At 70.8% G+C, this 23,947-nt stretch carries 24 protein-coding genes and 4 pseudogenes; 20 read left to right on the top strand and 8 right to left on the bottom strand.

From position 1 onward, the window contains the following. The first annotated feature begins 133 nt into the window (after nt 1–133). The gene (locus AB0I77_RS06745) at nt 134–478 is read left to right on the top strand and encodes a VOC family protein (protein WP_363281297.1); all 345 of its coding nucleotides are present in this window, start codon (nt 134–136) and stop codon (nt 476–478) included. Nucleotides 479–540: 62 nt separating this feature from the next. Continuing rightward, the gene (locus AB0I77_RS06740) at nt 541–945 is read left to right on the top strand and encodes a MarR family transcriptional regulator (RefSeq protein WP_363281296.1); all 405 of its coding nucleotides are present in this window, start codon (nt 541–543) and stop codon (nt 943–945) included. A gap of 91 nt (nt 946–1,036) precedes the next feature. On the opposite strand, the gene AB0I77_RS06735 is transcribed toward AB0I77_RS06740, so the two are convergent. Next, nucleotides 1,037–1,885, bottom strand: coding sequence for a LysR family transcriptional regulator (locus AB0I77_RS06735; protein ID WP_363281295.1), 849 nt, complete (start codon nt 1,883–1,885; stop codon nt 1,037–1,039). Between the two features lie 342 nt (nt 1,886–2,227). Here AB0I77_RS06735 and AB0I77_RS06730 point away from each other — a divergent pair, with 342 nt between their 5' ends. The 9 genes from AB0I77_RS06730 to AB0I77_RS06690 are packed head-to-tail and all read left to right on the top strand — an operon-like array spanning nt 2,228 to nt 11,044. Then, nucleotides 2,228–2,950 (top strand): lysophospholipase, encoded by a 723-nt coding sequence (locus AB0I77_RS06730; protein ID WP_363281294.1) that lies wholly within the window; start codon nt 2,228–2,230, stop codon nt 2,948–2,950. Next, on the top strand, nt 2,947–3,789 hold the full coding sequence (locus tag AB0I77_RS06725) for a sulfurtransferase (protein ID WP_363281293.1): 843 nt from the start codon (nt 2,947–2,949) through the stop codon (nt 3,787–3,789). The genes AB0I77_RS06730 and AB0I77_RS06725 overlap by 4 nt, the downstream gene beginning before the upstream one ends. Nucleotides 3,790–3,841: 52 nt before the next feature. Continuing rightward, entirely contained in the window at nt 3,842–4,720 is an 879-nt protein-coding gene (locus AB0I77_RS06720) for an ABC transporter permease (RefSeq protein WP_363281292.1), read from the top strand. 2 nt (nt 4,721–4,722) lie between these two features. Then, the gene (locus AB0I77_RS06715; RefSeq protein ID WP_363281291.1) at nt 4,723–5,439 is read left to right on the top strand and encodes an ABC transporter ATP-binding protein; all 717 of its coding nucleotides are present in this window, start codon (nt 4,723–4,725) and stop codon (nt 5,437–5,439) included. Continuing rightward, nucleotides 5,436–6,404, top strand: coding sequence for an ABC transporter substrate-binding protein (locus tag AB0I77_RS06710; RefSeq protein ID WP_363281290.1), 969 nt, complete (start codon nt 5,436–5,438; stop codon nt 6,402–6,404). The genes AB0I77_RS06715 and AB0I77_RS06710 overlap by 4 nt, the downstream gene beginning before the upstream one ends. A 24-nt stretch (nt 6,405–6,428) precedes the next feature. Beyond that, on the top strand, nt 6,429–7,526 hold the full coding sequence (locus AB0I77_RS06705) for an LLM class flavin-dependent oxidoreductase (RefSeq protein ID WP_363281289.1): 1,098 nt from the start codon (nt 6,429–6,431) through the stop codon (nt 7,524–7,526). A 10-nt stretch (nt 7,527–7,536) separates the two neighbouring features. After that, nucleotides 7,537–8,544 (top strand): ABC transporter substrate-binding protein, encoded by a 1,008-nt coding sequence (locus AB0I77_RS06700; RefSeq protein ID WP_363281288.1) that lies wholly within the window; start codon nt 7,537–7,539, stop codon nt 8,542–8,544. After that, nucleotides 8,541–9,647 (top strand): acyl-CoA dehydrogenase family protein, encoded by a 1,107-nt coding sequence (locus AB0I77_RS06695; protein WP_363281287.1) that lies wholly within the window; start codon nt 8,541–8,543, stop codon nt 9,645–9,647. Before AB0I77_RS06700 ends, AB0I77_RS06695 begins: the two co-directional genes overlap by 4 nt. Beyond that, a complete protein-coding gene (locus AB0I77_RS06690) occupies nt 9,644–11,044 on the top strand; it encodes an FAD-linked oxidase C-terminal domain-containing protein (RefSeq protein ID WP_363281286.1) in 1,401 nt (466 codons plus the stop codon). The genes AB0I77_RS06695 and AB0I77_RS06690 overlap by 4 nt, the downstream gene beginning before the upstream one ends. A 53-nt stretch (nt 11,045–11,097) precedes the next feature. Here the strand turns inward: AB0I77_RS06690 and AB0I77_RS06685 are convergent, their stop codons facing one another. From AB0I77_RS06685 to AB0I77_RS06670, 4 genes are all read right to left on the bottom strand, one after another. After that, complete coding sequence (locus AB0I77_RS06685) at nt 11,098–11,505, bottom strand: SseB family protein (protein ID WP_363281285.1); 408 nt, start codon at nt 11,503–11,505, stop codon at nt 11,098–11,100. A gap of 152 nt (nt 11,506–11,657) precedes the next feature. Next, complete coding sequence (locus AB0I77_RS06680) at nt 11,658–12,206, bottom strand: cysteine hydrolase (RefSeq protein WP_363281284.1); 549 nt, start codon at nt 12,204–12,206, stop codon at nt 11,658–11,660. Nucleotides 12,207–12,319: 113 nt separating this feature from the next. Continuing rightward, nucleotides 12,320–13,138, bottom strand: a complete 819-nt coding sequence (locus AB0I77_RS06675) for an IclR family transcriptional regulator (protein WP_363281283.1) — start codon at nt 13,136–13,138, stop codon at nt 12,320–12,322. A gap of 314 nt (nt 13,139–13,452) precedes the next feature. Beyond that, nucleotides 13,453–14,517, bottom strand: a complete 1,065-nt coding sequence (locus AB0I77_RS06670) for a LacI family DNA-binding transcriptional regulator (protein ID WP_363281282.1) — start codon at nt 14,515–14,517, stop codon at nt 13,453–13,455. A gap of 274 nt (nt 14,518–14,791) precedes the next feature. On the opposite strand from AB0I77_RS06670, the gene AB0I77_RS06665 reads away from it, so the two are divergent. Genes AB0I77_RS06665 through AB0I77_RS06650 form a run of 4 tightly spaced genes read left to right on the top strand, consistent with a single transcriptional unit; the run spans nt 14,792 to nt 19,724 of the window. Beyond that, nucleotides 14,792–16,093 (top strand): ABC transporter substrate-binding protein, encoded by a 1,302-nt coding sequence (locus tag AB0I77_RS06665; protein ID WP_363281281.1) that lies wholly within the window; start codon nt 14,792–14,794, stop codon nt 16,091–16,093. A gap of 10 nt (nt 16,094–16,103) precedes the next feature. After that, nucleotides 16,104–17,177, top strand: coding sequence for a sugar ABC transporter permease (locus AB0I77_RS06660; RefSeq protein ID WP_363281280.1), 1,074 nt, complete (start codon nt 16,104–16,106; stop codon nt 17,175–17,177). Then, complete coding sequence (locus AB0I77_RS06655; RefSeq protein ID WP_363281279.1) at nt 17,174–18,007, top strand: carbohydrate ABC transporter permease; 834 nt, start codon at nt 17,174–17,176, stop codon at nt 18,005–18,007. The genes AB0I77_RS06660 and AB0I77_RS06655 overlap by 4 nt, the downstream gene beginning before the upstream one ends. 34 nt (nt 18,008–18,041) lie before the next feature. Beyond that, complete coding sequence (locus tag AB0I77_RS06650; protein ID WP_363281278.1) at nt 18,042–19,724, top strand: glycoside hydrolase family 13 protein; 1,683 nt, start codon at nt 18,042–18,044, stop codon at nt 19,722–19,724. 522 nt (nt 19,725–20,246) lie between these two features. Here the strand turns inward: AB0I77_RS06650 and AB0I77_RS06645 are convergent. Continuing rightward, a pseudogene (locus AB0I77_RS06645) lies at nt 20,247–20,432 on the bottom strand (MarR family transcriptional regulator); the annotation flags it as partial. Nucleotides 20,433–20,637: 205 nt separating this feature from the next. On the opposite strand from AB0I77_RS06645, the gene AB0I77_RS06640 reads away from it, so the two are divergent. Then, nucleotides 20,638–21,009 (top strand): DoxX family protein, encoded by a 372-nt coding sequence (locus AB0I77_RS06640; RefSeq protein ID WP_363281277.1) that lies wholly within the window; start codon nt 20,638–20,640, stop codon nt 21,007–21,009. Here AB0I77_RS06640 and AB0I77_RS06635 read toward each other — a convergent pair. Beyond that, nucleotides 21,010–21,155 (bottom strand): annotated as a pseudogene (locus AB0I77_RS06635) (MarR family transcriptional regulator); the annotation flags it as partial. A gap of 227 nt (nt 21,156–21,382) precedes the next feature. Here AB0I77_RS06635 and AB0I77_RS06630 point away from each other — a divergent pair. Further along, nucleotides 21,383–21,641 (top strand): annotated as a pseudogene (locus AB0I77_RS06630) (helix-turn-helix domain-containing protein); the annotation flags it as partial. 480 nt (nt 21,642–22,121) lie between these two features. Then, nucleotides 22,122–22,316 (top strand): annotated as a pseudogene (locus AB0I77_RS06625) (MarR family transcriptional regulator); the annotation flags it as partial. 119 nt (nt 22,317–22,435) lie between these two features. Here AB0I77_RS06625 and AB0I77_RS06620 read toward each other — a convergent pair. After that, nucleotides 22,436–22,903 carry a MarR family winged helix-turn-helix transcriptional regulator gene (locus AB0I77_RS06620; RefSeq protein ID WP_363281276.1) on the bottom strand — a complete coding sequence of 156 codons (468 nt, stop codon included), beginning with the start codon at nt 22,901–22,903 and terminating at the stop codon, nt 22,436–22,438. Nucleotides 22,904–23,201: 298 nt separating this feature from the next. Between AB0I77_RS06620 and AB0I77_RS06615 the strand changes: the two genes are divergently transcribed. Continuing rightward, on the top strand, nt 23,202–23,507 hold the full coding sequence (locus tag AB0I77_RS06615) for a hypothetical protein (RefSeq protein WP_363281275.1): 306 nt from the start codon (nt 23,202–23,204) through the stop codon (nt 23,505–23,507). Nucleotides 23,508–23,509: 2 nt separating this feature from the next. Then, a complete protein-coding gene (locus AB0I77_RS06610; RefSeq protein WP_363281274.1) occupies nt 23,510–23,929 on the top strand; it encodes a hypothetical protein in 420 nt (139 codons plus the stop codon). Nucleotides 23,930–23,947: the final 18 nt, after the last annotated feature.

The raw sequence follows: 23,947 nt of genomic DNA, 5'->3' as shown, positions 1-23,947 counted from the left end.
GAGGGCCCCACGAACAGCCGGTTTCGCTCCCGGCGGTACTCGGGTGCAGTAACCGGTCAGGATCGAAGAAGCCGTGCGCCGCTCCCCCGGCCTAGCGTGAAGCCACCGACCGCATCCAACGGAGGAGCACGCCATGACCGCCGGCCTCAAGACGATCATCTATCCCGTCAAGGACCTCGCCCGGGCGAAGGCCCTGTTCGGCGCCCTGCTGGGGGTGGAGCCGTACGCCGACGAGCCGTACTACGTCGGGTACAAGGACGCCGGGCAGGACGTCGGCCTCGACCCCAACGGACACGCGAAGGGCATGACCGGTCCGATCCCCTACTGGCACGTGGCCGACATCAGATCCACCCTGTCGGCCCTGCTGACCGCCGGCGCGGAGACGCTCCAGGAGGTCCACGACGTCGGCGGCGGCAGGCTGATCGCCTCCGTCAAGGACGCGGAAGGGAATCTCGTCGGGCTCCTCCAGGACGCCTGAGTCCCTACGAGTCCCTACGACCGCTTTCCGCATGTCAATGCATACGCATTAACATGGCGTGTATGGCAGCGAAAACGGCCGATGCCGACCTCGAAGCGCGGTGGCGGGACATCCTGTCGGTGCACGCGCGCACGATGTGCGAGCTGGACCGCGTGCTGCATCCGCACGGACTGGGCGCGAGCGACTTCGAGGTGCTCGACATCCTCGCCACCGAGTACCCGCGGGAGGGCGACCAGTGCCGGGTGCAGAACATCGCCGGGCGGGTGCATCTCAGCCAGAGCGCGCTGTCCCGCCTGATCGGCCGGCTGGAGAAGGACGGCCTGGTGGAGCGCTCCGTCTGCATGGAGGACCGGCGAGGCGTGTGGGTGTCCCTGACCCGCAAGGGACGTGACCTGCACGCCGAGGTGCTGCCGTTGCAGCGGGATGTACTGGCCCGCATGCTGGACGACGCTCCGGACCTGCCCTAGAGCGGCCCTGGAGCACGAGCTCCGGCCCGGTTCCGGCCGACCTCGGTGCGCCCCATCGGCCCAGCGGAACCCGTCCGCGCCACGGATCCCGTCAACTCAGCAGCCCCCGTACGGCGGCAAAGGCCGCCTCGACCGTGGCGGGGTCCGCGCCGGGGCGGGCGAGCGCGCTCATCGGGATGGGGGTGACGGCGGGCAGGCCCGGGTAGCGGGTCAGGCCGTCGGGGGCGGGGCCGACGGTGGCGAGGAGGGCCACTCCCTGGCCGGTGCGGGCGATGTCGAGGACGCCCGCGAGGTATCCGGCGTCGCCGACGACCGCGGCGGGCACCCCGTGTGCGGCCAGGGTCGCGATGGCCCGGCGGCGGATCGCACACGGCTCCTCGATGGCGACCAGCGGCACGGGGGCCGGTGCCGGCGGTGGCTCCCAGCCGGGGACGGCGTGCCAGGTGAGCGGGAGGCCGCCGACGGGTGTGCCCTCGGTGGCGGCGGCCTCGGTGACGTACACCGCCACGTCGACGCTGCCGCGTTCCACGGCCTCGACGAGGCGGGCGGAGCGGTCGATGCGGTAGCGGACCCGGCAGCCGGGCCGTACCTCCTGGACGGCGGCGGTCAGCCGGGGCAGGAACCGGTCGGCGGCGTGCTCGGTGGAGCCGACGGTGACGATGTCGCCGTCCGGGTCGAGCAGCGTGCGTACGGCTTCGTCGTGGACGGCGAGGATCCGGCGGGCCTGTTCCAGCAGCAGGCGCCCCTCGGGGGTGAACCGGGTGCCGCGTCCCTCGCGTTCGACGACGGGCCGGCCCAGTGCCTTCTCCAGTTTGCGGACGTGCTGGCTGACCGCGGACTGGCTCAGGGACAGCGTCCGGGCGGCGCGGTGGAAGCCGCCGCAGTCCGCGATCGCGGTCAGGCTGCGCAGGGCCACGATGTCGAGGACGGGGTGGGACATGCGGCGACAGTAGCCGCTACGGCGGAACGATCGCGATCCCTGATCGATTTCGATACGGAATCGTCGTTGGACGCGGCCGCAGCGGCCGGTCATGATGAACGCATGCTGCCCGCGACCGCTTCCGCTGCCCTTCTGACGCAGCGCCGAGTCATTGACTTCGGCGTGGCGTGCAGCGCGCTCTGTCGCTGATCTCCCGCCGCACTCCGGCGTCTGACCGCAGTCTGCATCGGTCGCGTCTCCTCTTCACCGAGACGTGACAGCCGCCTTCGGCTGCCCTTTTCCGTATGGATGCCCTCTGCTCCGTATGGATGCCCTCTGCCCTGAAACGGGAGCTGCCCCCTCATGTCCTCATCCTCCTCCGTGGACTCCCTGAACTCCTGGGACGAACCCGAAGGCCTCGCCGCACGCGGCACGTTGATCGTGCTGGCCGGCCGCGGCGAACACGGCGGCGTGTACGAGCGGTTCGGCCGCCGCCTGGCCTACGACGCCTACCGGGTCCGCGCCCTCGGCGACCCGTCCGCCGATCCCTCCGTGCTCGACCGCGCGGCCAAGCTGCTCGCCGACGAGTCGCTGCCCGGCCCGAAGGTGCTGGTCGGCTCGGACACGGGCGCCCACTACGCCGCCGCTCTCGCCGCCGAGCAGAACGCGGGCGTCGACGCGCTGATCCTGGCCGGCCTGCCCACCGCGCCCTGGAATTCGGGGAGTTGGGAGTCGGAGGTCCAGGCCCGCACCGCGTGCCCCACCCACCAGGCCCGCCTCACGAACGACCCGCACTTCCGCCGCGGCGCGCTCGACGCGCACCCGGACCTGCCCGCACCGCGCCTCGACCGCGTGCGCGTCCCCGTGCTCGCTCTCCACGGCACGGACGACAGGGTGAGCCCGCTCGCCCAGGCACGGGCCGCTTACGCGGGACACCCGCACGTGCGGACGGTGGCCTTCCACGGCGGCCGGCACGACGTCCTCAACGACGCCCTGCACCGCACGGCCGCCGCGACCGTCGTGCTGTTCCTGGAGCGGCTGCGCCTGTCCCCCGAGCTGCCCGCGATCGCGGAGGACCTGGCATGACCGTCACGACCACGGTGTCCGAGCTGCACGAACTGCTCGCCTCCGACGATCCCCCCGTCGTGCTCGACGTCCGCTGGGCGCTGGGCGATCCGCACGGCCGCGACCACTACGCCGAGGGCCACATCCCGGGCGCGGTCTACGTCGACCTCGACACGGAGCTGGCCGCGCCGCCGAGCCCGCAGGGCGGCCGGCATCCCCTGCCCGGGATCGCGGACTTGCAGCGGGCGGCGCGCAGGTGGGGTGTCCGGCAGGGCCAACACGTCGTCGTCCACGACGACTTGGGCAACACGGCGGCGGCCCGCGCCTGGTGGCTGCTGCGGTATGCGGGCCTGACCCGGGTGACGCTCCTCGACGGCGCGCTCGGTGCCTGGCGGTCGGCCGGGCTGCCGCTGGAGTCCGGGGTCCCGGCCGGCCCGCCACCGGGCGACGTCGTGCTGCGCGCGGGCGGTCTGCCGGTGGTCGATGCCGACGGAGCCTCCGAACTCGCCACGCACGGACTGCTGTTGGACGCGCGGGCCGCCGAGCGGTACCGCGGCGAGGTGGAACCGGTGGACCCGCGGGCGGGACACATACCGGGCGCGGTCTCCGCTCCCACCGGGGAGAACCTCGCGGCGGACGGAACCTTCCTGCCGCCCGAGGAGCTGCGCAAACGGTTCGAGGAGAAGGGCGCCGGTACGGCCTCGCGCGTCGGCGTGTACTGCGGCTCCGGTGTCACCGCCGCCCACCAGATCGCCGCGCTGGAGCTCGCCGGTTTCGAGGCGGTGCTCTTCCCCGGCTCCTGGTCGGCCTGGTCCGCCGATCCCGCCCGCCCGGCCGCGACCGGCCCACTGCCGTCCTGAAGCTGCCGTCCGAACGACCGGCCCACTGCCGTCCCGTAGAGGAATCCCCGCCATGACGACGAAACCGCTGGACACGGCGGTGCTGCCCAGGCAGTCCGCCGCCTCCGAATCGCCCCCGCCCACCCGCGTCACCATCCGTGGCGCCGCCAAATCCGCCCGCCGCCTCACCGTTCCCCGTTCCGTACGCCGCTCCGCGGGCCCCGTCGGCCTCGTCCTCCTCTGGTTTGTCACCTCGGCCACCGGAGTGCTCCCGGAAACCGTGCTGGCCTCCCCCGTGGACGTCGTACGGCAGGCCGTCGAACTCACCAAGAGCGGCGAACTGCCCGACGCCATCGCCGCGTCGGGCCGCCGCGCGGCCACCGGCTTCCTGATCGGGGCCACCATCGCGCTGGGCCTGTCCCTGCTGGCCGGGCTGTTCCGGCTCGGCGAGGACGTCATCGACTCCTCGATGGGCATGCTCCGGGCGATCCCCTGGGTGGGTCTGATCCCCCTGTTCATCGTCTGGTTCGGCATCGACGAGACCCCGAAGATCGCGCTGGTCGCGCTCGGCGTGACGTATCCGCTGTACTTCAACATCTACGGCGGCATCCGCTCCACCGACTCACAACTCGTCGAGGCGGCACGGATGATGGGGCTCGGCAGGCTCGGGCTGATCAAGTACGTGATCCTGCCGAGCGCGCTGCCCGGGGCCCTCGTGGGCCTCAGGTACGCGCTGTCCACCGCCTGGCTGGCGCTGGTCTTCGCCGAGCAGGTCAACGCGGACGCGGGCCTCGGCTATCTGATGAGCAACGCCCAGCAGTACTTCCGTACGGACGTCATCGTGCTGTGCCTCGTCGTGTACGCGCTGCTCGGGCTCGCCTGCGACTTCGCCGTACGGATCCTTTCGCGCCGCCTGCTGACCTGGCGGGCCAACTTCGAGGGTGAGGCGTGACCATGGCCAACAGCGTGGAGATCAGGGGGCTTTCGCGGGCCTTCGACGGCAACACCGTCCTGCACGACCTCGATCTCGACCTGCGCGAGGGCGAGTTCGTGGCCCTGCTCGGGCACAGCGGCTGCGGCAAGTCGACGCTGCTGAGGATCCTGGCCGGGCTCGACGACCGGATCGGCGGCGAGGTCACGGTGCCCGCCCGTCGCAGTGCCGCCTTCCAGTCGCCGCGGCTGCTGCCGTGGCTGAAGGTGTGGCGCAATGTGGTCCTGGGGCTGCCGGGCCGGCCCGACCGGGCGCTCGCCGAGAAGGCACTCGACGAGGTCGGCATCGCGGACCGCGCGAGTGTCTGGCCCAAGACCCTCTCCGGCGGCCAGGCTCAGCGTGTCTCGCTCGCCCGCGCCCTGGTGCGCGAGCCCGAACTGCTGCTCCTGGACGAGCCGTTCGGTGCCCTCGACGCACTCACCCGGGGCAAGGTGCAGCAGCTGGTCGCCGAGCTGTGGCAGCGGCACGGTTGCGCGATCCTCCTGGTCACGCATGACGTGGAGGAGGCGCTGTTGCTCGCCGACCGCGTCCTGGTGATGGACGAGGGCCGCATCGCCCACGAGCTCACCGTCGACCTGCCCCGCCCCCGCGACCTCACCGCCCCCGAGTTCGTCTCCCTGCGCGCCCGCCTCCTGAACTGGCTCGGCGTCACCCGCACCTTGGAAGGAACCCCGTCGTGATACGACGACTCGCCACCGCCGCGCTGAGCCTTTCCGCCCTGCTGGCGCTGACCGGCTGCGGCGCGGACTCCTCGGCCGACGCGGCCGGAAAGGGCCAGGTCACGCTGACCATCGGCGACCAGGCCAAGACCCTGCAGACGATCGTCGCCGCCTCGGGCGCGTTGAAGGGCGCCGACTACAAGGTGAAGTGGGCCGAGTTCGAGGGCGCCGCCCCGCTCTACCAGGCCGTGCAGGCGGGCGCCGCCGACACCACGTACTCCGCGGACCTGCCCGCGCTCCAGGCACTCAGCGGCGGGGTGCGGTTCAAGAACGTGGCCGCCCTGAAGAACGACGGCCGGCATGTCGGCATCGTCGTCGGCAAGGACTCCGGCATCGACAGCGTCAAGGACCTCAAGGGCCAGAAAGTCGTGGTGTCCTCGGCCAAGGGCAGCATCGCCGAGTATCTGCTGGCCAACGTGCTCAAGCAGAACGGTCTCAGCTACTCCGACGTGAAGGTGCAGTACCTGCTGCCGACGGACGCGCAGGCCGCCTTCGCCTCCGGCAAGATCAAGGCCTGGGCGACCTTCGGCGTCTACCAGGCCGTCGGCCTGGAGCAGGGCGGCAAGCTGCTCGTCGACGGCGCCGACGGCCGGGTCAGCGGCTACGGCTTCATCGGCGCCTCGGACAAGGCCCTCGGCGACCCGGCGAAGAAGGCCGCGCTGAGCGACTTCCTGGGGCGCCTCGGCAGGGCCCTGACGTGGACGAGCACCCACCAGGACGCCTACGCGCAGGCCATCGAGCAGCGCAACGGCGCCGACTCCTCCGTGGCGAAGACGCTCGCCTCCGCCGCGTACAGCAAGGCTCTGCCGGTCACCGCCGAGGTGAACAAGACCGTGCAGGGCGTGGCCGACCTCATGAACGGGATCGGTGTGCTGGAGCCGAACGTCGACGTGGCCGAGTCGGCCGACACCTCCCTCCTGAAGTAGCCCCATCCGTCAAGGAGTCGCACCATGCCAGTGGAATTCATCAGCGCCGTCCACACGGATGCCGCCGCCTCCGGTCCCGCCGCCGCGAGCCGTACCGGCTTCGACCCCGACCATCTGCGCCGATACGCCCGCACACTCGACGACGGCGGCTTCGATCACACCTTGGTCGCCTACCACTCGGCGTCCCCGGACGCCTTCCAGGTCGCCCAGTTCGTCGCCACCCACACCGAACGGATCCGCCCGATCCTGGCGCACCGGCCGGGCGTCGTCTTCCCCACGCACGCCGCCCGTGCCCTGGCCACCCTCGATCAGATCAGCGACGGGCGGCTGAGCGTGCACATCATCTCCGGGGGCAGCGACGAGGAGCAGCGCCGGGAAGGCGACTACCTCAACAAGACGGAGCGGTACGAGCGTTCGGACGAGTACATCCAGATCCTGCGGCAGGTGTGGCAGGCCGACGGGCCGGTGTCGCACGAGGGCAGGCACTTCCGGTTCGAGGGCTACTACTCCGACGTGAAGCCGGTGAACGGGCTGATCCCGATCTCGGTGGGCGGCTCCTCCCAGGACGCCTACCGGGTCGGCGGGCAGCAGGGCGACATCTTCGGGCTGTGGGGCGAGCCGCTGAAGGAGACGGCCGAGCAGATCGCCGCGGTGAACGCGGTCGCGGATGCCGCCGGGCGGCCCCGTCCCCGTATCTGGGTGTCGTTCCGCCCGATCATCGCGCCCACCGACGAACTGGCCTGGGAGAAGGCGCACCGCACCCTGGGCGTGCTGAAGGACCAGGCGAGCAACACCGAGTTGCTGCGCCACTACCGCACCACCGGGCGCCCCGCCAACGTCGGCTCGCAGCGGCTGCTCGACATCGCCGAGCGCGGCGAGGTCCACGACCGCTGCCTGTGGACCGCCCCCGCGGTCGCCACCAACGCCGCCGGGGCCTCCACGGCGCTGGTCGGCTCCCCCGAGACGGTGGCGAAGGCGCTGCTCGACTACGTCGACATCGGCTGCGACCTGCTGTCGGTCCGCGGCTACGACCCGCTCAACGACGCGATCGACTACGCCCGCCACGTGCTGCCGCTCGTCCGGCAGGAACTCGCCCACCGCACCACGACCCACGCCGCCTGATGGAGCTCCCGTGTTGTTCCGCCGTACCCCGCGCACGTCCGCCGCCGTCCTCGCCCTGCTCCTGCCCTTCGCGGCGGCCTGCGGAAGCCAGGCGCAGGCCGGGTCCTCGTCCGTCACCCTGAGAGTGGGCGCAACTGGCTGGAAGCTCGAAGAGGCCGTACTGAAATACGCGGGTCTCGACGACACGCCGTACCAGGTCAAGTGGAGCCAGTTCCAGGGCGGTGACCAGCAGCTCCAGGCGATCCGTGCCGGAGCCCTCGACCTCGCCTCCTCCAGCGAGATCCCACCCGTCTTCGCCGCCGCCGACGGCGAGCCGAACTTCGAGGTCGTCGCCGTACAGCGCGGGGCGACGCTCAACCAGGAGGTCGTCGTCCCCAAGGGCTCGAAGGTGACCGGCATCGCCGGCCTGAAGGGCAAGAAGGTCGGCTACGTCCAGAACACCACCGCTCACTACTTCCTGTACGAACTGCTCAAGCAGGCCGGGCTGAAGTGGTCCGACATCGACGCCAAGCCGCTGCTGCCCAACGACGGGCTGGCCGCCCTCAACGGCGGCAGCGTCGACGCCTTCGCCTCGTACGGCACCTCGATCATCACCGCCCACCAGCAGGGCGCCCGCACGGTCGGCTCGGGCAAGGACATCCTGTCCGGCAACTTCCTGTGGTCGGCGCGGGACAGCGTGCTGAAGAGCCCGGCGCAGAAGAAGGCGGCGGCCGATCTGATCGCGCGGATCACCCGGGCGTACGCGTACGTCCGCGACGGACACGAGGAGGGTTTCGCCCAGGTCTCCGCCGAGGCCACCCACCAGCCCCTCGCCCAGGCGAGGAAGGACCTCGTGGACGCACAGGCCCAGCGCCCCACGCAGGCAAGGACGGTCGGCGACGACGCCGTCGCCTCGCAGCAGAAGGTCGCCGACGTCTTCACCGAACTCGGGGCGCTGAAGGAGCACTTGGACGTGAAGTCGTTCTGGACCACCGAGCTGAACGCCGACCTGAACGCCGATCTGAAGAAGGCCCTGTGACCGACCGCATCGCCGAACTGGCCGCCGAGTACGACCGGTCGGCCGCCTTCCCCGCCGAGTCCCTGCGGATCGCGCACGAGGCCGGGGCGCTCACCGCGACCGTCGGACAGCGGTACGGCGGCCGGGGCGCGGGGGTGGAGGAGACCGCCCGCATCCTGCACGGGCTGGGACGGTCCGATCCGTCCGTCGCCCTGATCACGGCGATGACGCTCGCCACCCACGCCCGGCAGGCCGCCGAGCCGCACTGGCCCGAGGAGCTGTACGCGCGCGTGCTCAAGGAGTCGTACGAGCGTCCCGTGCTCGTCAACCACGCGCGCGTGGAGCCCGATCTGGGCTCCCCCGCGCGGGGCGGGCTGCCCGCCACCCGGGCGCGGCGCACCACCGACGGCTGGGCCGTCAGCGGCACCAAACGGTTCGTGACGGGCGCCGAGGGACTCGACTGGTTCCTGGTGTGGGCGAGCACCGACGAACCGGAGCCGCGCGTGGGCACGTTCCTGGTGCCGGGCGGCTCGCCCGGCGTCGAGATCACCGGCCGCTGGGACCAGCTGGGGCTGCGGGCCAGCGGCAGCCACGACGTGACCTTCCGGGCGGTGGAGGTCCCGTACGAGCACGTCATCGGTCTCGGCCCGGCCGGACCGGCCGCCGAACAGGACAACCGGGCTGGCGCGGCGCTCCATCTCCCGCTCGCCGCCCTCTACTTGGGTGCCGCCCGCGCGGCGCAGGGGTTCTTCCACACCTTCGCCCACGCGCGCGTGCCCGCCAACCTGGGGCACCCGGTGGCCCGGACTGAGCGTTTCCGGCGCACGGCCGGGGAGATCGAGGTACTGCTCACGGCCGCCGAGCAGCTGGTGTTCGACGGCGCCGCGAAGCTCGACGGCGGCGACACCTCGTACACCCCCGAACAGGCCCTGGGCGCACGGGTGCTGGCCGACCGGCACGGCGTACGGGCGGTGGAGTTGGCCCTACGGCTGCTGGGCAACCCGGGGCTGGCCCGCGGCAATCCGCTGGAGCGGCACTTCCGGGACATCCAGTGCGCGCCCGTGCACGCGCCCCAGGAGGACATCTCCCTGCTCGCCATCGGAACGAAGGCACTGAACCCGTGACCGCAGCACCCGAAAAGACGCCCGGAACGACGCCTGCGACGACCGCGCCCGCCCAGCTCCTCGGCCTGCTCGCCCGCGACCTGCCGCCCGACCGGCTGACCACCGACCCGGCCGAGCTCGCCGCGCGCGCCACCGACCGCTCCGGCACCCGGCCCGCCGGCGAACCCCTGGCGGTGGTGCGTGCCCGGCGGACGGAGGACGTGACGGTGGCCCTCCGGCACGCGCACGCCCTCCGCGTGCCGGTGGTGCCGCGCGGCGCGGGGACCGGCCTGTCGGGCGGGGCCACGGCGCACGAGGGCTCCCTGGTCCTGGACCTGTCCGGAATGAACCGGGTCCTCGAACTGTCGGCCGACGACCAGCTCGCCGTCGTCGAACCCGGCGTGATCACCGCCGAGCTGGACCGGGCGGCGGGCGCGTACGGCCTGCGGTACGCGCCCGACCCGGCGAGCGCGGCCCTGTCCACCATCGGCGGGAACATCGCGACCAACGCGGGCGGTCTCAGGTGCGCGAAGTACGGGGTGACCCGGGACAGCGTGCTGGGCCTGGAGGCGGTCCTGGCCGACGGAACGGTGGTGCGCACGGGCCGCCGTACGGTCAAGGGCGTCACCGGCTACGACCTGACCGCGCTGCTCACCGGCTCGGAGGGCACCCTCGCGGTGATCACCTCGGCGACGCTGCGGCTGCGGCCGATTCCGGTGGCGACGGCCACGCTGGCCGCGTACTTCCCCTCCTTCGAGGCCGCCGCCGAGGCCTCGTACGCGATCTCGCGGGCCGGGGTCGAACCCGCCCTGGCCGAGCTCCTGGACGGGCCGGTGCTGCACGCCATCGACCCGGCCCTGCGGGAGCGGGGTGCGGCGCTGCTGGTGGTGCAGTGCGACGGCGCGGGCGCGGCGGCCGAGGCGGCGGCGGTCGGCCGGCTCGTCGCACCCCTGGCCACCGCGGTGGAGACGACGGAGGATCCCGCCGAGGCCGAGGCCCTGCTGGCCGCCCGCCGCCAGGCCCTGCCCGCGCTGGAACGGCTGGGCCGGCCGCTCATCGAGGACATCGCGGTGCCCCGCTCCCGCCTGGCGGAAGCGGTCCGCGAGATCCGGGCGATCTCTGCGCGCCACGGCGTACCCGTGTTCACGCTCGCGCACGCGGCGGACGGCAACCTGCATCCGATCGTCGTGGTGGACCCGTCCCTCGACCAGTTGCCGGAGGCAGCATGGGAGGTGGCGGGCGAGATCTTCGCGCTGGCGCTGCGCCTGGGCGGGACACTGACCGGCGAGCACGGGGTGGGCGTGCTCAAGCGGCAGTGGGTCGCCGAGGAGCTGGGGCCCGCCGCCCACGACCTCCAGCGGCAGATCAAACAGGTGTTCGATCCCCGGGGGATCCTCAATCCCGGAAAGGCCCTGTGAGGATCTACGAGAACCACAGGGCCGGGTTTGTGGTGCGGGATTGTGGTGCCGGTTCAGCCCTGGGGCCTGGCCAGCAGGGTGCGGACACCCTCGGACGTGAGCGTCAGGGGGTGCTCGGAGTTGGCGTCGATGGTGAGCGACAGATCGTCGGAGGGCCACTGTGCGGCGAGCGCGCCCAGCGGAACCAGACGGTAGCGGGAGACGTACGGGAGCAACTCGGCCATCTCGGGCTCGGAGGTGAACACGGGCACCACCGGAGCGCCGTCCGGCTGTTCCAGGACGGGCAGCGCCACCGTGCTGGAATCGCCGGTCTCCTCCTGTCCGGCGTCGTCGGGCACGGGCACGAGCACCTCGCTGCTCGCGAGCGTGGCCAGCGCCCCCATGTCCTCGGTGTTCTCGGCCAGCGCGTCCAGCGCCCGCCGGGCCGGTGTGACGGCGTTGTCGTACGCGGGTGTGTCCATGGCTGATCCCCTGGTAGCGGTGGTGTGCTTCCCCGCCCGAGGCAAGATCGCACCGGGCGCGGTCCTGCTCGCGTACCCGACCTCGGCCGAAGCAATCCTGCGGGATGCAGGAGTTCCCACGAGGTCCAGGGGATCCGGTGCGCTTCGGGGGATCAACGGGCGAGCAGCTCGGTCACCGTGACCACGCGGATCAGCGGCCGGTACAGGTCCATCACGCGCAGTGCCTCGGCGTGCGAGGTGTCGTCCGCGCCCGCACAGGCGTCGGCGACGACCAGCACCTCGACGCCGGCGTCCGCCGCGGCGAGGGCGGTGGACAGGACGCAGCAGTCGGTGCTGACGCCGGCCAGGACCAGGCGTCCCGCGGGCCCGACGAGCGCGGCGAGTCGCGGGGTCCACTTGCCGAAGGTGGGCGCGTCCACGACGTGCCGGGCCCGGGTGGCGAACTCGTCCGTCAACCGCCACAGCGGGGCGTCCGGCGGCCGCAGGGCGAAGGGCCACTGCTCGTAGTAGGCGCGCCAGGCGCCGACGGGTTTCTCCGGCGCCAGGAAACGCGTGAAGACGACCCGGTCGCCGAAGGCCGGCAGCAGACGTCGTACGCCGTCCGCGGCCTCGGCGAATCCCGGGGTGGCCCAGGGGCTGTCGGGCTCCGCGAAGACGCGCTGCATGTCGATGACGGCCAGCAGGCCACGGTCGGCGGTCATGCGATCGGCGCTCCCTCGCCCCTGGGACTGAGGGCCCGAGCCTCCTGCGCGCGAACCCGGCCGCGCCGGAGGGCGAGAGTCCCGGGGCACGGATCTTCCATCGGAGGACGCCATCAGATGTCGAGGGCCGTCACGCGCCCTGCGTCAGCCTGGATCCGCCGGGAGACGGCGTCGGCGGCGGTCAGGACGAGGGGAACCTGGCGCAGCGGCTGGAACGCTTCACGGTGCGCGACCACGCATACGGCGGCGATGACACTGCCCTGCGGATCGCGCACCGGAGCCGCCACCGCTCCGCGTCCGTCGACCAACGTGCCGTCGGCGACGGCGTACCCGGCTCGTCGGACCGACGCCAGTTGCTGTTGCAGGACACTGCCGTCGGTGGTGGTCACGGCCGTGTACCGGCGCAGCGGACCCGCGCAGACTTCGTTCTGCAGCGGCTCACCCGCGTGAGCGAGCAGAAGCAGCCCGGCCGCGGTGGCGTGCAGCGGCAGCCGGTCGCCCGGGGCGCTCGCGAGAGCGATCATGGCCGGATCGTTCGTGAGCATGGACAGGCAGACGCTCTCGTCCCCGTCGCGGATCGCGAGTGCCGCGCCGGCGGCGCTCCGGCGGTGCAGCTCCACCAGATAGGGCTTCGCGGTCTCGGCGAGGTTGGAGCACCTCGGGGACAGATTCCCCTTCTCCCACAGCTTCAGGCCGATGCTGTACCTGCCGTCGGGACGCCGCTCCAGGGCTCCCCAGTCCTGGAGCTTGTGGACGATGCGGTGAGCGGTCGCGACGGGCAGGCCCGCGCGCCGGCTGATCTCGCTGAGTGTCAGGGACCGGTTGTCCTGGTCGAAGACTCCGAGAATGTTGAGCGCCCGGTCGACGACCGAGCGCTCTCGATCGGTCGGTTGAGCCGTGGTCGTGGGGGTGGTCACGTGGGGGGTGGACATCCCGTCAACTTCCCTTCACCTGCGTGTTGTAGTGCGTCTTGTAGCTGTCGGGCACCAGAGGTGATCTGGATACGGGCGGCCATCCCTAAGATCGCACCTTCGAGCAGGCCGCGAAAGGGGGACAAAATTCGGCGACGACGAACTGTCGGTCACCGAGGCGCTGCCGTTCCTCCAGGCCCTCACCACCCTCGATCCCGGCCCGGGGCGATCTACGCGGGCGACCCGTCGGAGGCCGACTGCATGGCGTACGGCATCCGCCGCGCCCCGGGTACTCGGGGCGGAAGCGGCTCCTCGGGCGGGCAGCCTCGGATCCCTCACCCGTGGCGCCGCTCGCGGCCGTCCTGCTCCTGCTGAGGCGCGGGTGGTGGAGCGGTCGTGGCCCGTGGGATCACGTGGGTGGGCAGGATGACGTGGCGTTTGTGGTCCGCGTCCGGGTCGTTGATGAGCCGCAGGGCCAGTTCGCCGGCCAAGCGCCCTATGTCCGAGGGCAGTTGCGCCACCGTGGACAGGTCGGACCACTCGGCCAGTGGCTGGTCGTCGAAGCCGAGGACGGACATCCGCCCGGGAACGTCCAGTTGTGTCCTGCGCAAGGACGAGATGACGGCGACGGCCAGTTCGTCCTGCTCGGCGAAGATGGCGGACGGCGGTTCCCGCAGGCTGAGCAGCTTCCCGACCGCCTCGAGCGTGGCCCGCCTGTCCTGGGCCTGTGCCGCGACCACCAGGTCGTCGTCCGGGGAGATGCCCGCCTCCGTGAGCGCCTGCCGGTAGCCGAGCAGCCGCTCGTGCGAGCTGAAGGTGAAGCCGCTGGCGCCCACCGTCGTCACGAAGGCGATCCGGCGGTGCCCGAGGTTGAGGAGATGCCGGGTGCCGTCGCGGGCACCGGCCACGTCGTCGACGTACACACTGGGGCGGCCCTCGACGTGCTGGCTGACGTAGATGACCGGCATCCCGAGGTCGTCCAGTCGCGCGCTCTCCTCGTCGGTGAGGTCGAAGGAGAACACGAGCAGCGCGTCGGCGTTGCGGCGGGCCGGGAGATGCTCGAAGAACGACGTGCGCTCGGTGAGGTCGGGGATGACGTAGACGGCCAGTTGCATGTCGGCCGCGCGCAGGAGCGGGCCCAGGCTGGACAGCGCCGAACCCATGAACCACGAGGCGAGCGTGGGCACCAGGACCGCCACGACTCCGGTTCTGCCGGTGACCAGGCTCGCGGCCTGCCGCGAGACGGCGAATTTCAGCTCGCGGGCGGCCTGTTCGACCCGGGCGCGGACCTCCGCCGAGACGGTCGGCAGGCCGCGCAGGGTGCGCGAGACGGTGGACGGCGAGACCCCGGCCCGTTCGGCGACATCGGTCATCGTGGGGTGCCGTTGAGCTGGTGGCATGACCGGACGCTAACACGGTTGGCCCTTCGGAGAAGCCGATCGGTGACAGCGCTGTCATCGGGAGAAGGCGCACGGTTCGGTCAAGATCCGCCCGCATTGCCAGGACTTTGCGGATTGTTTCCCCCAGGTTGCACGCAGGTCATGCAAACGTTGCCATCGCAGCGTCGAAGCCGCCCTGTGAAGTTCCCCCCTCATGGCCTCGACCTGCGTTTTCTTCTACCGAACCCCGTGACAGCTCAGTCACGGCTCCGGTTTCGCACGACCAGGAGAGACAGTGAAGAAGATCAGGACCTCCAGAGTCATCCAGTGCTCGGCAACGCTCGTCGCCGCCGGGCTGCTGCTCACGGCCTGCGGCTCGTCCGGCGGCAGCAGCTCCGCGGCGCCGGCCCAAAGCACGTCTTTCAAGGGCCGTGGACCCATCACCTACGTGGCCGGAAAGGACACCACCGGCACCGTCCAGACGATCCTCGACCGCTGGAACAAGCTGCATCCGAAGGAGAAGGTCACCTTCATCCAGCTGCCGACGGACGCCGACTCGCAGCGACAGCAGATGATCCAGAACGCGGAGACGAAGTCCGACGCCTATACGGTGCTCGCCACCGACGTCGTGTGGACGTCGGAGTTCGCCGCCCACCAGTGGATCGAGCCCCTGCCCGCGAGCCAGTTCCCGCTGCAGAAGATGCTGAAGCCGGTGGTGGAGACGGCGAAGTACCGCGGCAATCTGTACGCGGTCCCGGCCAGTTCGAACGGCGGCATGCTGTACTACCGCAGCGATCTGCTGAAGCAGGCAGGGATCACTCAACCCCCCAGCACCTGGGCGGAGATGACCGCCGACTGCGCCAAGGTGAAGAAGCTGCCCGCGGCCAGGAACATGTCCTGCTACGCCGGGCAGTTCCAGAAGTACGAAGGCCTCACGGTGAACTTCGCCGAGGCCGTGAACTCCGCGGGCGGTCAGATCACCGACGCGAACGGCAAGCCGGACGTCGACACCCCGCAGGCGAAGAAGGGCCTGGACTTCCTCGTCAACTCCTTCAAGGACAAGACGATCCCGAAGGAGGCCATCACCTACCAGGAGGAGGACAGCCGTCAGGCCTTCCAGGCCGGAAAGCTGATATTCCTGAGCAACTGGCCGTACGTGTACTCCCTGGCCCAGAAGAGCCAGCTCGCGGGCAAGATCGCGGTCGCGCCGCTGCCCGGCCTGAACGGGCCCGGCACCTCCAGCCTGGGCGGTTCCAACCTGGCCCTGTCCTCGTTCGCCAAGAACAAGGCGACGGCCCTGGACTTCATGAAGTTCTTCAGCAGCGAGGAGAACGCGAGCTACTTCCTGAAGAAGGCCTCCCTCGCCCCGCCGTACGCGGACCTGTACGACAACGCGGCGCTGGACAAGCAGTATCCGTACCTGCCCGTCCTCAAGCAGTCCATCACGCGTGCCGTGCCGCGCCCGCGGGTCGTGCAGTACGGGGATGTGACGGCGGCGGTCCAGAACGAGGTCTACGCCGCGCTGACCGGCAAGAAGAGCAGCGCGCAGGCGCTGAAGGACCTTCAGGCGGACCTGCAGAAGCTGACAGCGAAGTGAGGAGGGGGTGATGGCCGACACCAAGGTCCCGCCCGGACCCACCGCGCCCCGGTCCGGCGGCGCGTCCGGCAGCCCTTCCGGGCGGCTCTCCTCGCCGCTGAAACGCCGCCGCACCCGAGCCCGTGCGACCGCGGGCACGGGGCGGCTGGCCGCCCTGCTGGTCTCGCCGACGCTGCTGGTGCTGACGATCGTCGTGATCTATCCGACGCTCATGGCGCTGAACGAGTCGCTGTACGGACCGAAGGGACTGGACCCGAAGACCGGCTTCATCAGCAACACCGAGCCGTTCGTCGGGCTGAAGAACTACACCGACATCTTCACGCAGGCCGGGGACCGGTTCTGGAACGCCTTCTGGAACACCACGCTCTTCACCGTCGTCACCGTGTCCCTGGAGACGGTGATCGGTGTGGCCATGGCACTGATCATGGCCAAGGCGTTCCGGGGCCGGGCCCTGGTGCGGGCCGGCATCCTGGTGCCCTGGGCGATTCCCACGGCCATCTCCGGCCTGCTGTGGCGGTGGATCTTCAACGCCGACGGAATCGCCAACGTCCTGATCGGACATCAGGTCCTGTGGACCGCCGACGGCTTCCAGGCCAAGATCGCGGTCATCATCGCCGACGTGTGGAAGACCGCCCCCTTCATCGGGCTGCTGGTCCTGGCCGGCCTCCAGGTGATCCCGAAGGAGGTCTACGAGGCGGCCCGGATCGACGGGGCAAGCGCCCTGGCCCAGTTCTGGCGCATCACCCTGCCCCTGGTGAAGCCCGCGCTGATGGTGGCGGTCCTGTTCCGGTGCCTGGACGCACTGCGCATGTTCGACCTGCCGTACATCCTCATCGGCGCGCAGAAGGGCTCGGTGGAAACCCTGTCGATGCTCGCGCAGAACGAGGCCTCCAACGTCCGCTTCGGACCGGCCTCCGCCTACGCGGTGCTCCTCTTCCTCTACGTCTTCCTCATCGCGCTCGCCTTCGTCCGGCTGCTCGGCGCCGATCTCGTCGGCGACGGCGGCGGAGCCAAGGGGCGGCGCACTGCCCGGGGCAAGCGGCGAGGCGTCGTGGCGCCGCGCCGTGCGGAGGTGACGGCATGATCCTCACGGCCAAGTGGCGTCAGTGGCTGCCCTACGTGGGTGTCGCCGCTGTGGTGGCCTACTGCCTGGCCCCGTTCTACTGGATGCTGGTCTCCAGCCTGCGGCGCAGCACCGACATCTTCAGCACCTCGCTGCTTCCCCATCCGCTGTCGTTCGAGAACTACCGTGCGGTGTTCAGCCCGTCCCAGGGGTTCACGCGGGCGCTGCTCAACAGCCTGATCGTCGCCGGCGTCACCACCGCGTTGTCGCTGCTGCTGGCCACGTTCACCGCGTACGCGATGGCCCGGCTGGAGTTCCGGTTCAAGCGGCTGATCCTCACGCTGATCATCGCCACCTCGATGTTCCCGGTGGTGTCGATCGTGGTCCCGCTGCTGAAGCTGTTCACGAACATCGGCTGGATCAACACCTACCAGTCGATGATCGTCCCCAGCATGTCCTTCACGCTGCCGCTGGCGGTGTGGAACCTGACCACGTTCTTCCGGCAGATGCCGGACGAGCTGGAGCAGGCCGCCATGGTCGACGGCTGTACCCGCGGCCAGGCGTTCCGCCGGATCATCATTCCCCTCGCCGCACCGGGCATCTTCACCACCGCGATCATCACCTTCATCGCCGCCTGGAACGAGTTCCTCATCGCCCTGTCGATGACCAACAAGCCCAGCATGCAGACCGCGACGGTCGCCATCTCGAAGTTCAGCGGTGCCACGTCGTACCAGACCCCGTACGGCAGCCAGATGGCGGCGGGCGTCCTGGTCACCATCCCCCTGGTGATCATGGTGCTCCTCTTCCAGCGCCGTATCGTCGCCGGACTCACCGCGGGCGCGGCCAAGTAGCCACCCATCCCAGGTCCAAGGAGAAACCCACAGCATGCCCAGCACCGCACCGTGGTGGCGCAGCGCCGTCATCTACCAGGTCTACATCCGCAGTTTCGCCGACGGGAACGGCGACGGCGTCGGCGACATCGCCGGCCTCCGCTCCCGCCTGCCGTATCTCGAGCGGCTCGGCGTCGACGCCATCTGGATCAACCCGTGGTACGAGTCGCCGATGGCGGACCACGGTTACGACGTGGCGGACTTCCGGCGGATCGACCCACTCTTCGGCACCCTCGCGGAGGCCGAGCAGCTCATCGAGGCAGCACACCGGCACGGGATCCGGGTCATCCCCGACATCGTGCCCAACCACACCTCCGACCAGCACATCTGGTTCCAAGCCGCCCTGTCGGCCGGCCCCGGCAGCCCGGAGCGGGAACGCTACGTCTTCCGCCCCGGCCGCGGACCCGGCGGAGCCGAGCCCCCCAACGACTGGGTCTCCTGCTTCGGCGGCCCGGCCTGGACGAGGCTGCCCGACGGCGAGTGGTACCTGCATCTGTTCGCCCCTCAACAGCCCGACCTCAACTGGGAACACCCGGAGGTACGGGCGGAGTTCGAGTCGATCCTGCGGTTCTGGTTCGAGCGGGGCGTGGACGGGTTCCGTATCGACGTCGCCCACGGGCTCGTCAAGGACCCCGAACTGCCCGACCTGCCGCCCCGCGAGGAGCCGGCGGGGGTGCTCGGACCGCTCTCCCGCCGGGACGACGCGGACGAGCCGGCCCGGCCCCGGCAGCACGTCGATCACCCGCACTGGGACCGCGACGAGGTGCACGACGTCTACCGGGCGTGGCGCAGGGTGGCCGACGAGTTTCCCGGCGACCGGTCCTTCGTCGCCGAGGCGTGGGCGGACACCCCTGAGCGGCTGGCCGCCTACGTCCGCCCGGACGGACTGCACACCGCCTTCAACTTCGACTTCTTGATGTCCAGTTGGGACGTGAAGGACCTGCGCGCGGTGATCGACGACTCGCTCGCGATGCTCGGCGCGGTGGGCGCCCCGGCCACGTGGGTGCTCTCCAACCACGACGTCGTGCGCCACCCCAGCCGCTACGGCCGCAAGGCCGTCAAGCGCTGGGTGGCCAACGAGCCGTACCGGCCCGAGGGCCCGCTGGACCTGGAACTGGGCACGCGTCGCGCCCGTGCGGCCGCCCTGCTGATGCTCGCCCTGCCGGGCGGTGCCTATATCTACCAGGGCGAGGAACTCGGCCTGCCGGAGGTCGAGGACCTGCCCGAGGCCGTACTCCAGGACCCGATCTGGGAGCGGTCCGGGCACACCGACCGCGGCCGCGACGGCTGCCGGGTGCCCATCCCCTGGTCCGGGGCGGCACCGCCGTTCGGCTTCAGCCCGCAGAACGTCTCCGCCGAGCCCTGGCTGCCCCAGCCGGCCGGCTGGGGCGCGTTCAGCGCTGAGGCGCAGACCGGTGACGAGACCTCGATGCTGGAGCTGTACCGCGCCGCGCTGCGACTGCGCCGCGAGCTCCCCGCCCTCGGCGACGGCACCCTGACCTGGCTGCGGGCCCCTGAGGGCGTCCTCGCCTTCTCTCGCGCCCCGGGCTTCGCCTGCGTGGTCAACCTCTCGGCCGAGCCACACCCCCTGCCCGAACACACCTCTCTCCTGCTCTCCAGCGGCCCCCTCGAAGACGGCCTCCTGGCACCGGACCAAGCCGCCTGGCTCGCGGTCTGAGGCGCGTTGCCGTGCCCGGGCATGGGGGCCGCACGCACCCCATGCCCGCAAGGTGTGGTGCCCCAACACATGTGCCCTTGACCTGTGCCTTCCTTCGGCGTGCCGACACGTACCCGTCCCCACCGCACATCGTCACCGCGAGCCTGATCGGCACGACCATCGACTGGACCGACCTGCTTCTCAGCGCGCACCGCTGAGCCCGTTGGCGCCCGGACCCGTTGGCGCCGGCACGCCGTTACGCAGCCTGGGCCTGGAGGGCGCCGGTTGACCGGTGCCCCTGTTCCCGCACACGCGCGACTCAGTCCTCGGCTTACAGCTCGCCCGAGAAGGCGGCAGCCATCCGCATCCAGGGCGCCACCAATGAAGTCCCGGGCCGCGAAGAGCAGTTGGGCCCACCCAGCGCTCGAGGACGGCACCCCGTAACCTGTCCCGGCACATCCGTATTCCGGCTGCACGCGTCAGCCGTCCCCCATCACGAGCCGGCCATCAGCCGCACCCCTTGTCTAGGTGCTCGACGACGCGCTCCGCATGACGGGGCGCGGCTCCCGCGATCGCTTCTCGCCCCTCCGGCGTGATGACCACGAACGCGCCGCGGCCGTCCTCGGGACATTCCCGCCGAGCCACCAGTCCGCGCTTCACCGTGCGGGAGACCTGATGCGACATCCTGCTCTTCTCCCACTCCAGGCTCCTGGCCAGATCCACATGGCGGCGACCGTCGGGCGCGAGGCGTCCGCCGAGCCTCTTGCACATCCGAGGACGAGATCTCCGCGGTCGTCGAGCACGTCGGAGGACACTTTTGTTGACACATCACCACAGCTTTCCCTATGTTCCTGGTGACGAATCCCGTTGATGCAACAACCAATGGTCTACGAACCCCCTGCCGGGGCCTGGGCCTCACCGGAAGGGAAACCCCATGTACATCACCGCCGCCGTCCTCAGCGTGCTGCTCGCCCTTGTGTCGCTGGCCGCCGGCGTGCCGAAGGCAATGCTGAAGGGCGACGTGTCCGCGGGGCTCCAGTCCCACATGGGCCTGAGCGCCGGGCTGGTCCGCTTCGTAGGACTGGCCGAGATCGCCGCGGTCGTGGGCCTGGTCGTGGGGCTCTTCTGGCAGCCTCTGGGCATCGCCGCCGCCGTCGGCTTCGGGATCACGATGATCGGCGCTGTGGCCTTCCACGCCAAGGCCGGCGACTACGCCGACCCCGCCACGCGCGGAAACGCCATGGCCCCCATCATCCTCGCGCTGGTCTCCGCGGCGACCGCCGTCACACTCGGATTGGCCATGTAGACCCGCTGGTGTGATGACCACGAACGTGCCACGCCCGTCTTCGCAGAGTCTTCTCGCGTCACGAGCCCGCGCTTCACCATCCGGGCACTGTGATGCGACACCCGGCGCTTCTCCCATTCCAGCGCGTGGGCGACATCCGGAAACCGCACCAGCACGTCAACTGGCGGGCGATCTCCTCCCGTGCCTCAGCCACGACGGTCGGGTCGGCCGCGAGGGTCCAGCGCGCGGTGTTCTCGCCGCACGGCGCGCGTACCAGCAGCAGCGCGATGTCCTCACGGACCGGCGGTTCGCCGATGCCCGCGAGGACGGAGCGGGCCAGCGCGTCCAGGGGAGGTCGCCGTCCTGGCAGCGCACCAGACCCTTGGTATACAGGGCCCGGCTGCTCGGCTGTTCCGTACGAACCCTCAGCCGCGCCACCCGGGCCGCCGCCGGCACCGGAGCACGGCAGGTCATCGATCAGCGCCGACTGCTCGAAGCACGCCGGCTGCTCGGCCACGCCCGGTGGACCGCCCGCGTGGTCGCCGACCACCTCGGGTTCACCGACACGGCCAACTTCGGCCGCTTCTTCCGGGCAGCACACCGGCCTCACGCCCGCCACCTACGCGGCTCGTCAGGCCGCCCCGGATCCCTGAGACTCCCCCGCCGGTGGATTTCCCAAAATCTCGCTCGACGTCTCATGAGGATTCCACTTCAGGCCCTCGATGGAGGATTCCTACTCTCCATCGGTTCGGTCGCGAGTCAGCGCGGCGCCGCCGCCGGTCTCGCCTACGTCACTTCCAAGGCCGGCATCGAGGGCCCCTCCACCGACACCTCGCCATCGACGGCCCAACCTGCGCGCGACCTCGGAAGAGCTCCTGGGCGACCTCGTGTCCTCCCAGAACCGTGGGACAAGGCAAAGCGAGGTCGATCCGCTGTGCGCCGAGGGACTCTGGGAGCTGGGAGCTTGGAGCTGGGCACCCGCCGCTTCTCGCAGCTGCTCGGAAGTCCTCGGATTCGGCACCCCGGGGCCGAAGGCAGCCGTGGGTCGGGTAGCCGGTGTGGTCACCGCCGTAGATGCGGACGCAAGTCGCCCGACCACAGCCCGGACGACGCCGGCGGCGGACGGCGGCCCCTTGCCACTGCCACCGTCCGTCACGGCCGGTCCCCTCAGCCACGCGATCTTCCGCGTGGCCCGCGTGCACCGCATGCTCGCCGGGCAGCTGCTGCGCCGCGCCGGTCTCCACCCCGGCCAGGAACTGGTCATGATGCAGCTGTGGGACCGCGGACCCCAGCGCCAGACCGACCTCGTCCGCCTGCTCGGCTCCGACGCCGCCAGCAACGCCCTGCGGCAAGGGGTGGAGTGCGCGTGGCTCGATCTCGATGCCAGCACCGTCAACGACCTGACAGCCAAAGAGCTCTGCTGCCAGGTAGCACCGCGAACGGCCGATCAGGCGGGGTTCTCGTCCAGCTTCCCCACCACTCGGTCGGAGATGTCGGCCAGAGTCCGCAGCTCTGCCGGGGTGACATGGTCCAGGAACAGCTCTCGTACCGCCTCCACATGCAGCGGCGCCGCCATCTCTATCGCCGCCCGCCCGGCGTCCGTGATCACCACGAACGCTCCCCGCGCGTCATCGGGGCACTCCTCGCGGATCACCAGCCCTCGTCCGGCCATCCGAGCGATGTGGTGGGACATGCGGCTCTTCTCCCACTCGAGCGCCCGGGCCAGATCCTGGTAACGCTGCCGGCCGTCCGGCACATCCGTCAGATTGACCAGCACGCCGAAATCCGCGGCCGAGAGCTTCGACTCGCTCTGCAACAGGCGCGACAGTCGACCCCCCAGCCGCTCATGCAACCGGACAAAGCTCCGCCAGGCGTGCTGCTCCTCCGCCGTCAACCACCGCACGTCTTCTTCCATACAAGCGAGTGTAAAGGAGTTGATGGGTCATCCACTTACCCGAAAGCCGACCCATCGGCCATGGCAACTCCCGCGGTCAGGCGTACCGCGGCGGCCACTGCGTCGCTGGCCACGGCCAGCGGGATCTCGCGGGCCGCGTCCCGCGGGCACCTACGACCGGGGCAGGCGGAGAGGTTCGACCCGAACGAGCGGCAGCCGGGACGCCCTTCACCGGCGTCCCGTCCGTAGTGAACAACTCACCGATCGCGCCGGCCCGGTTCTCCTCGCTGCGCAGCTGGTCCCACAGTGGAGCATTGATGTGCCGGGCACGGCCTCAGTGTGCTCCCTGAGCGCCGGTTCGAGGAGGATCCGGGAGACCCGCATCGTCGCTTCGAGCGGGAGTGTCCCGTCGTCGCGGGAGCGGATCCCCGAGAAAGTCGACTCGATCGAGCAACTGTTCACGACCGCGGTCGAGAACACGGCCAGCGAGCTGCACGCCAAGGTCGACGCGGTCGTCGCCGGCACCGCGAACACCGCCTCGGCGGCCCGACTCCCCACCGGGGTACGGTTGTTCGTCCGGCTCTCCCACGAGGATCCGGCGATCGGCAAATTCCGAAGGTACTGAGTGTGGCCGCATTCATCAGCGGTACGACGGTCAGCGCGATGTGGATGGTCCTCGACGGCCACCAGGGCTGGCGCGAAGCCGGCAGCGCCGCCGCCGAGTTGATCCTGCGAGCCCTCGGCATCGCACCGGACGAGGCGCAGCGTCTCGCCGCCTTGGATCTTCCCGCTCCGCCGGAAGGCCGAGTCACTCCCGACAGGCACGGAACGAGGAGGGGGTCCCCACGCGTCAGACGACTCCGCTGCCGGCGCGCCACCCCAACCCGTCAGGCTGGGTCTCCTCGTAGGCGGCCGCGCCGCTCCCGGACCGGGCGCCGACCGTATCTGCAACCCGGCGACGTCGTCGAGGCGAGCATCACCAGCCGGGACGGCCGAATCGACCTCGGTGTGCAGCGCAACCGCGTCGTCGACGGAAGCCGGTCATGAGCGCGCGACCGCACCGCG

The organism is Streptomyces sp. NPDC050619 (assembly GCF_040654815.1).
Classification (GTDB): Bacteria; Actinomycetota; Actinomycetes; order Streptomycetales; family Streptomycetaceae; genus Streptomyces.
The sequence above is the reverse complement of the archived record's forward strand: the minus strand, read 5'-3'. Positions and strand labels throughout refer to the sequence as shown.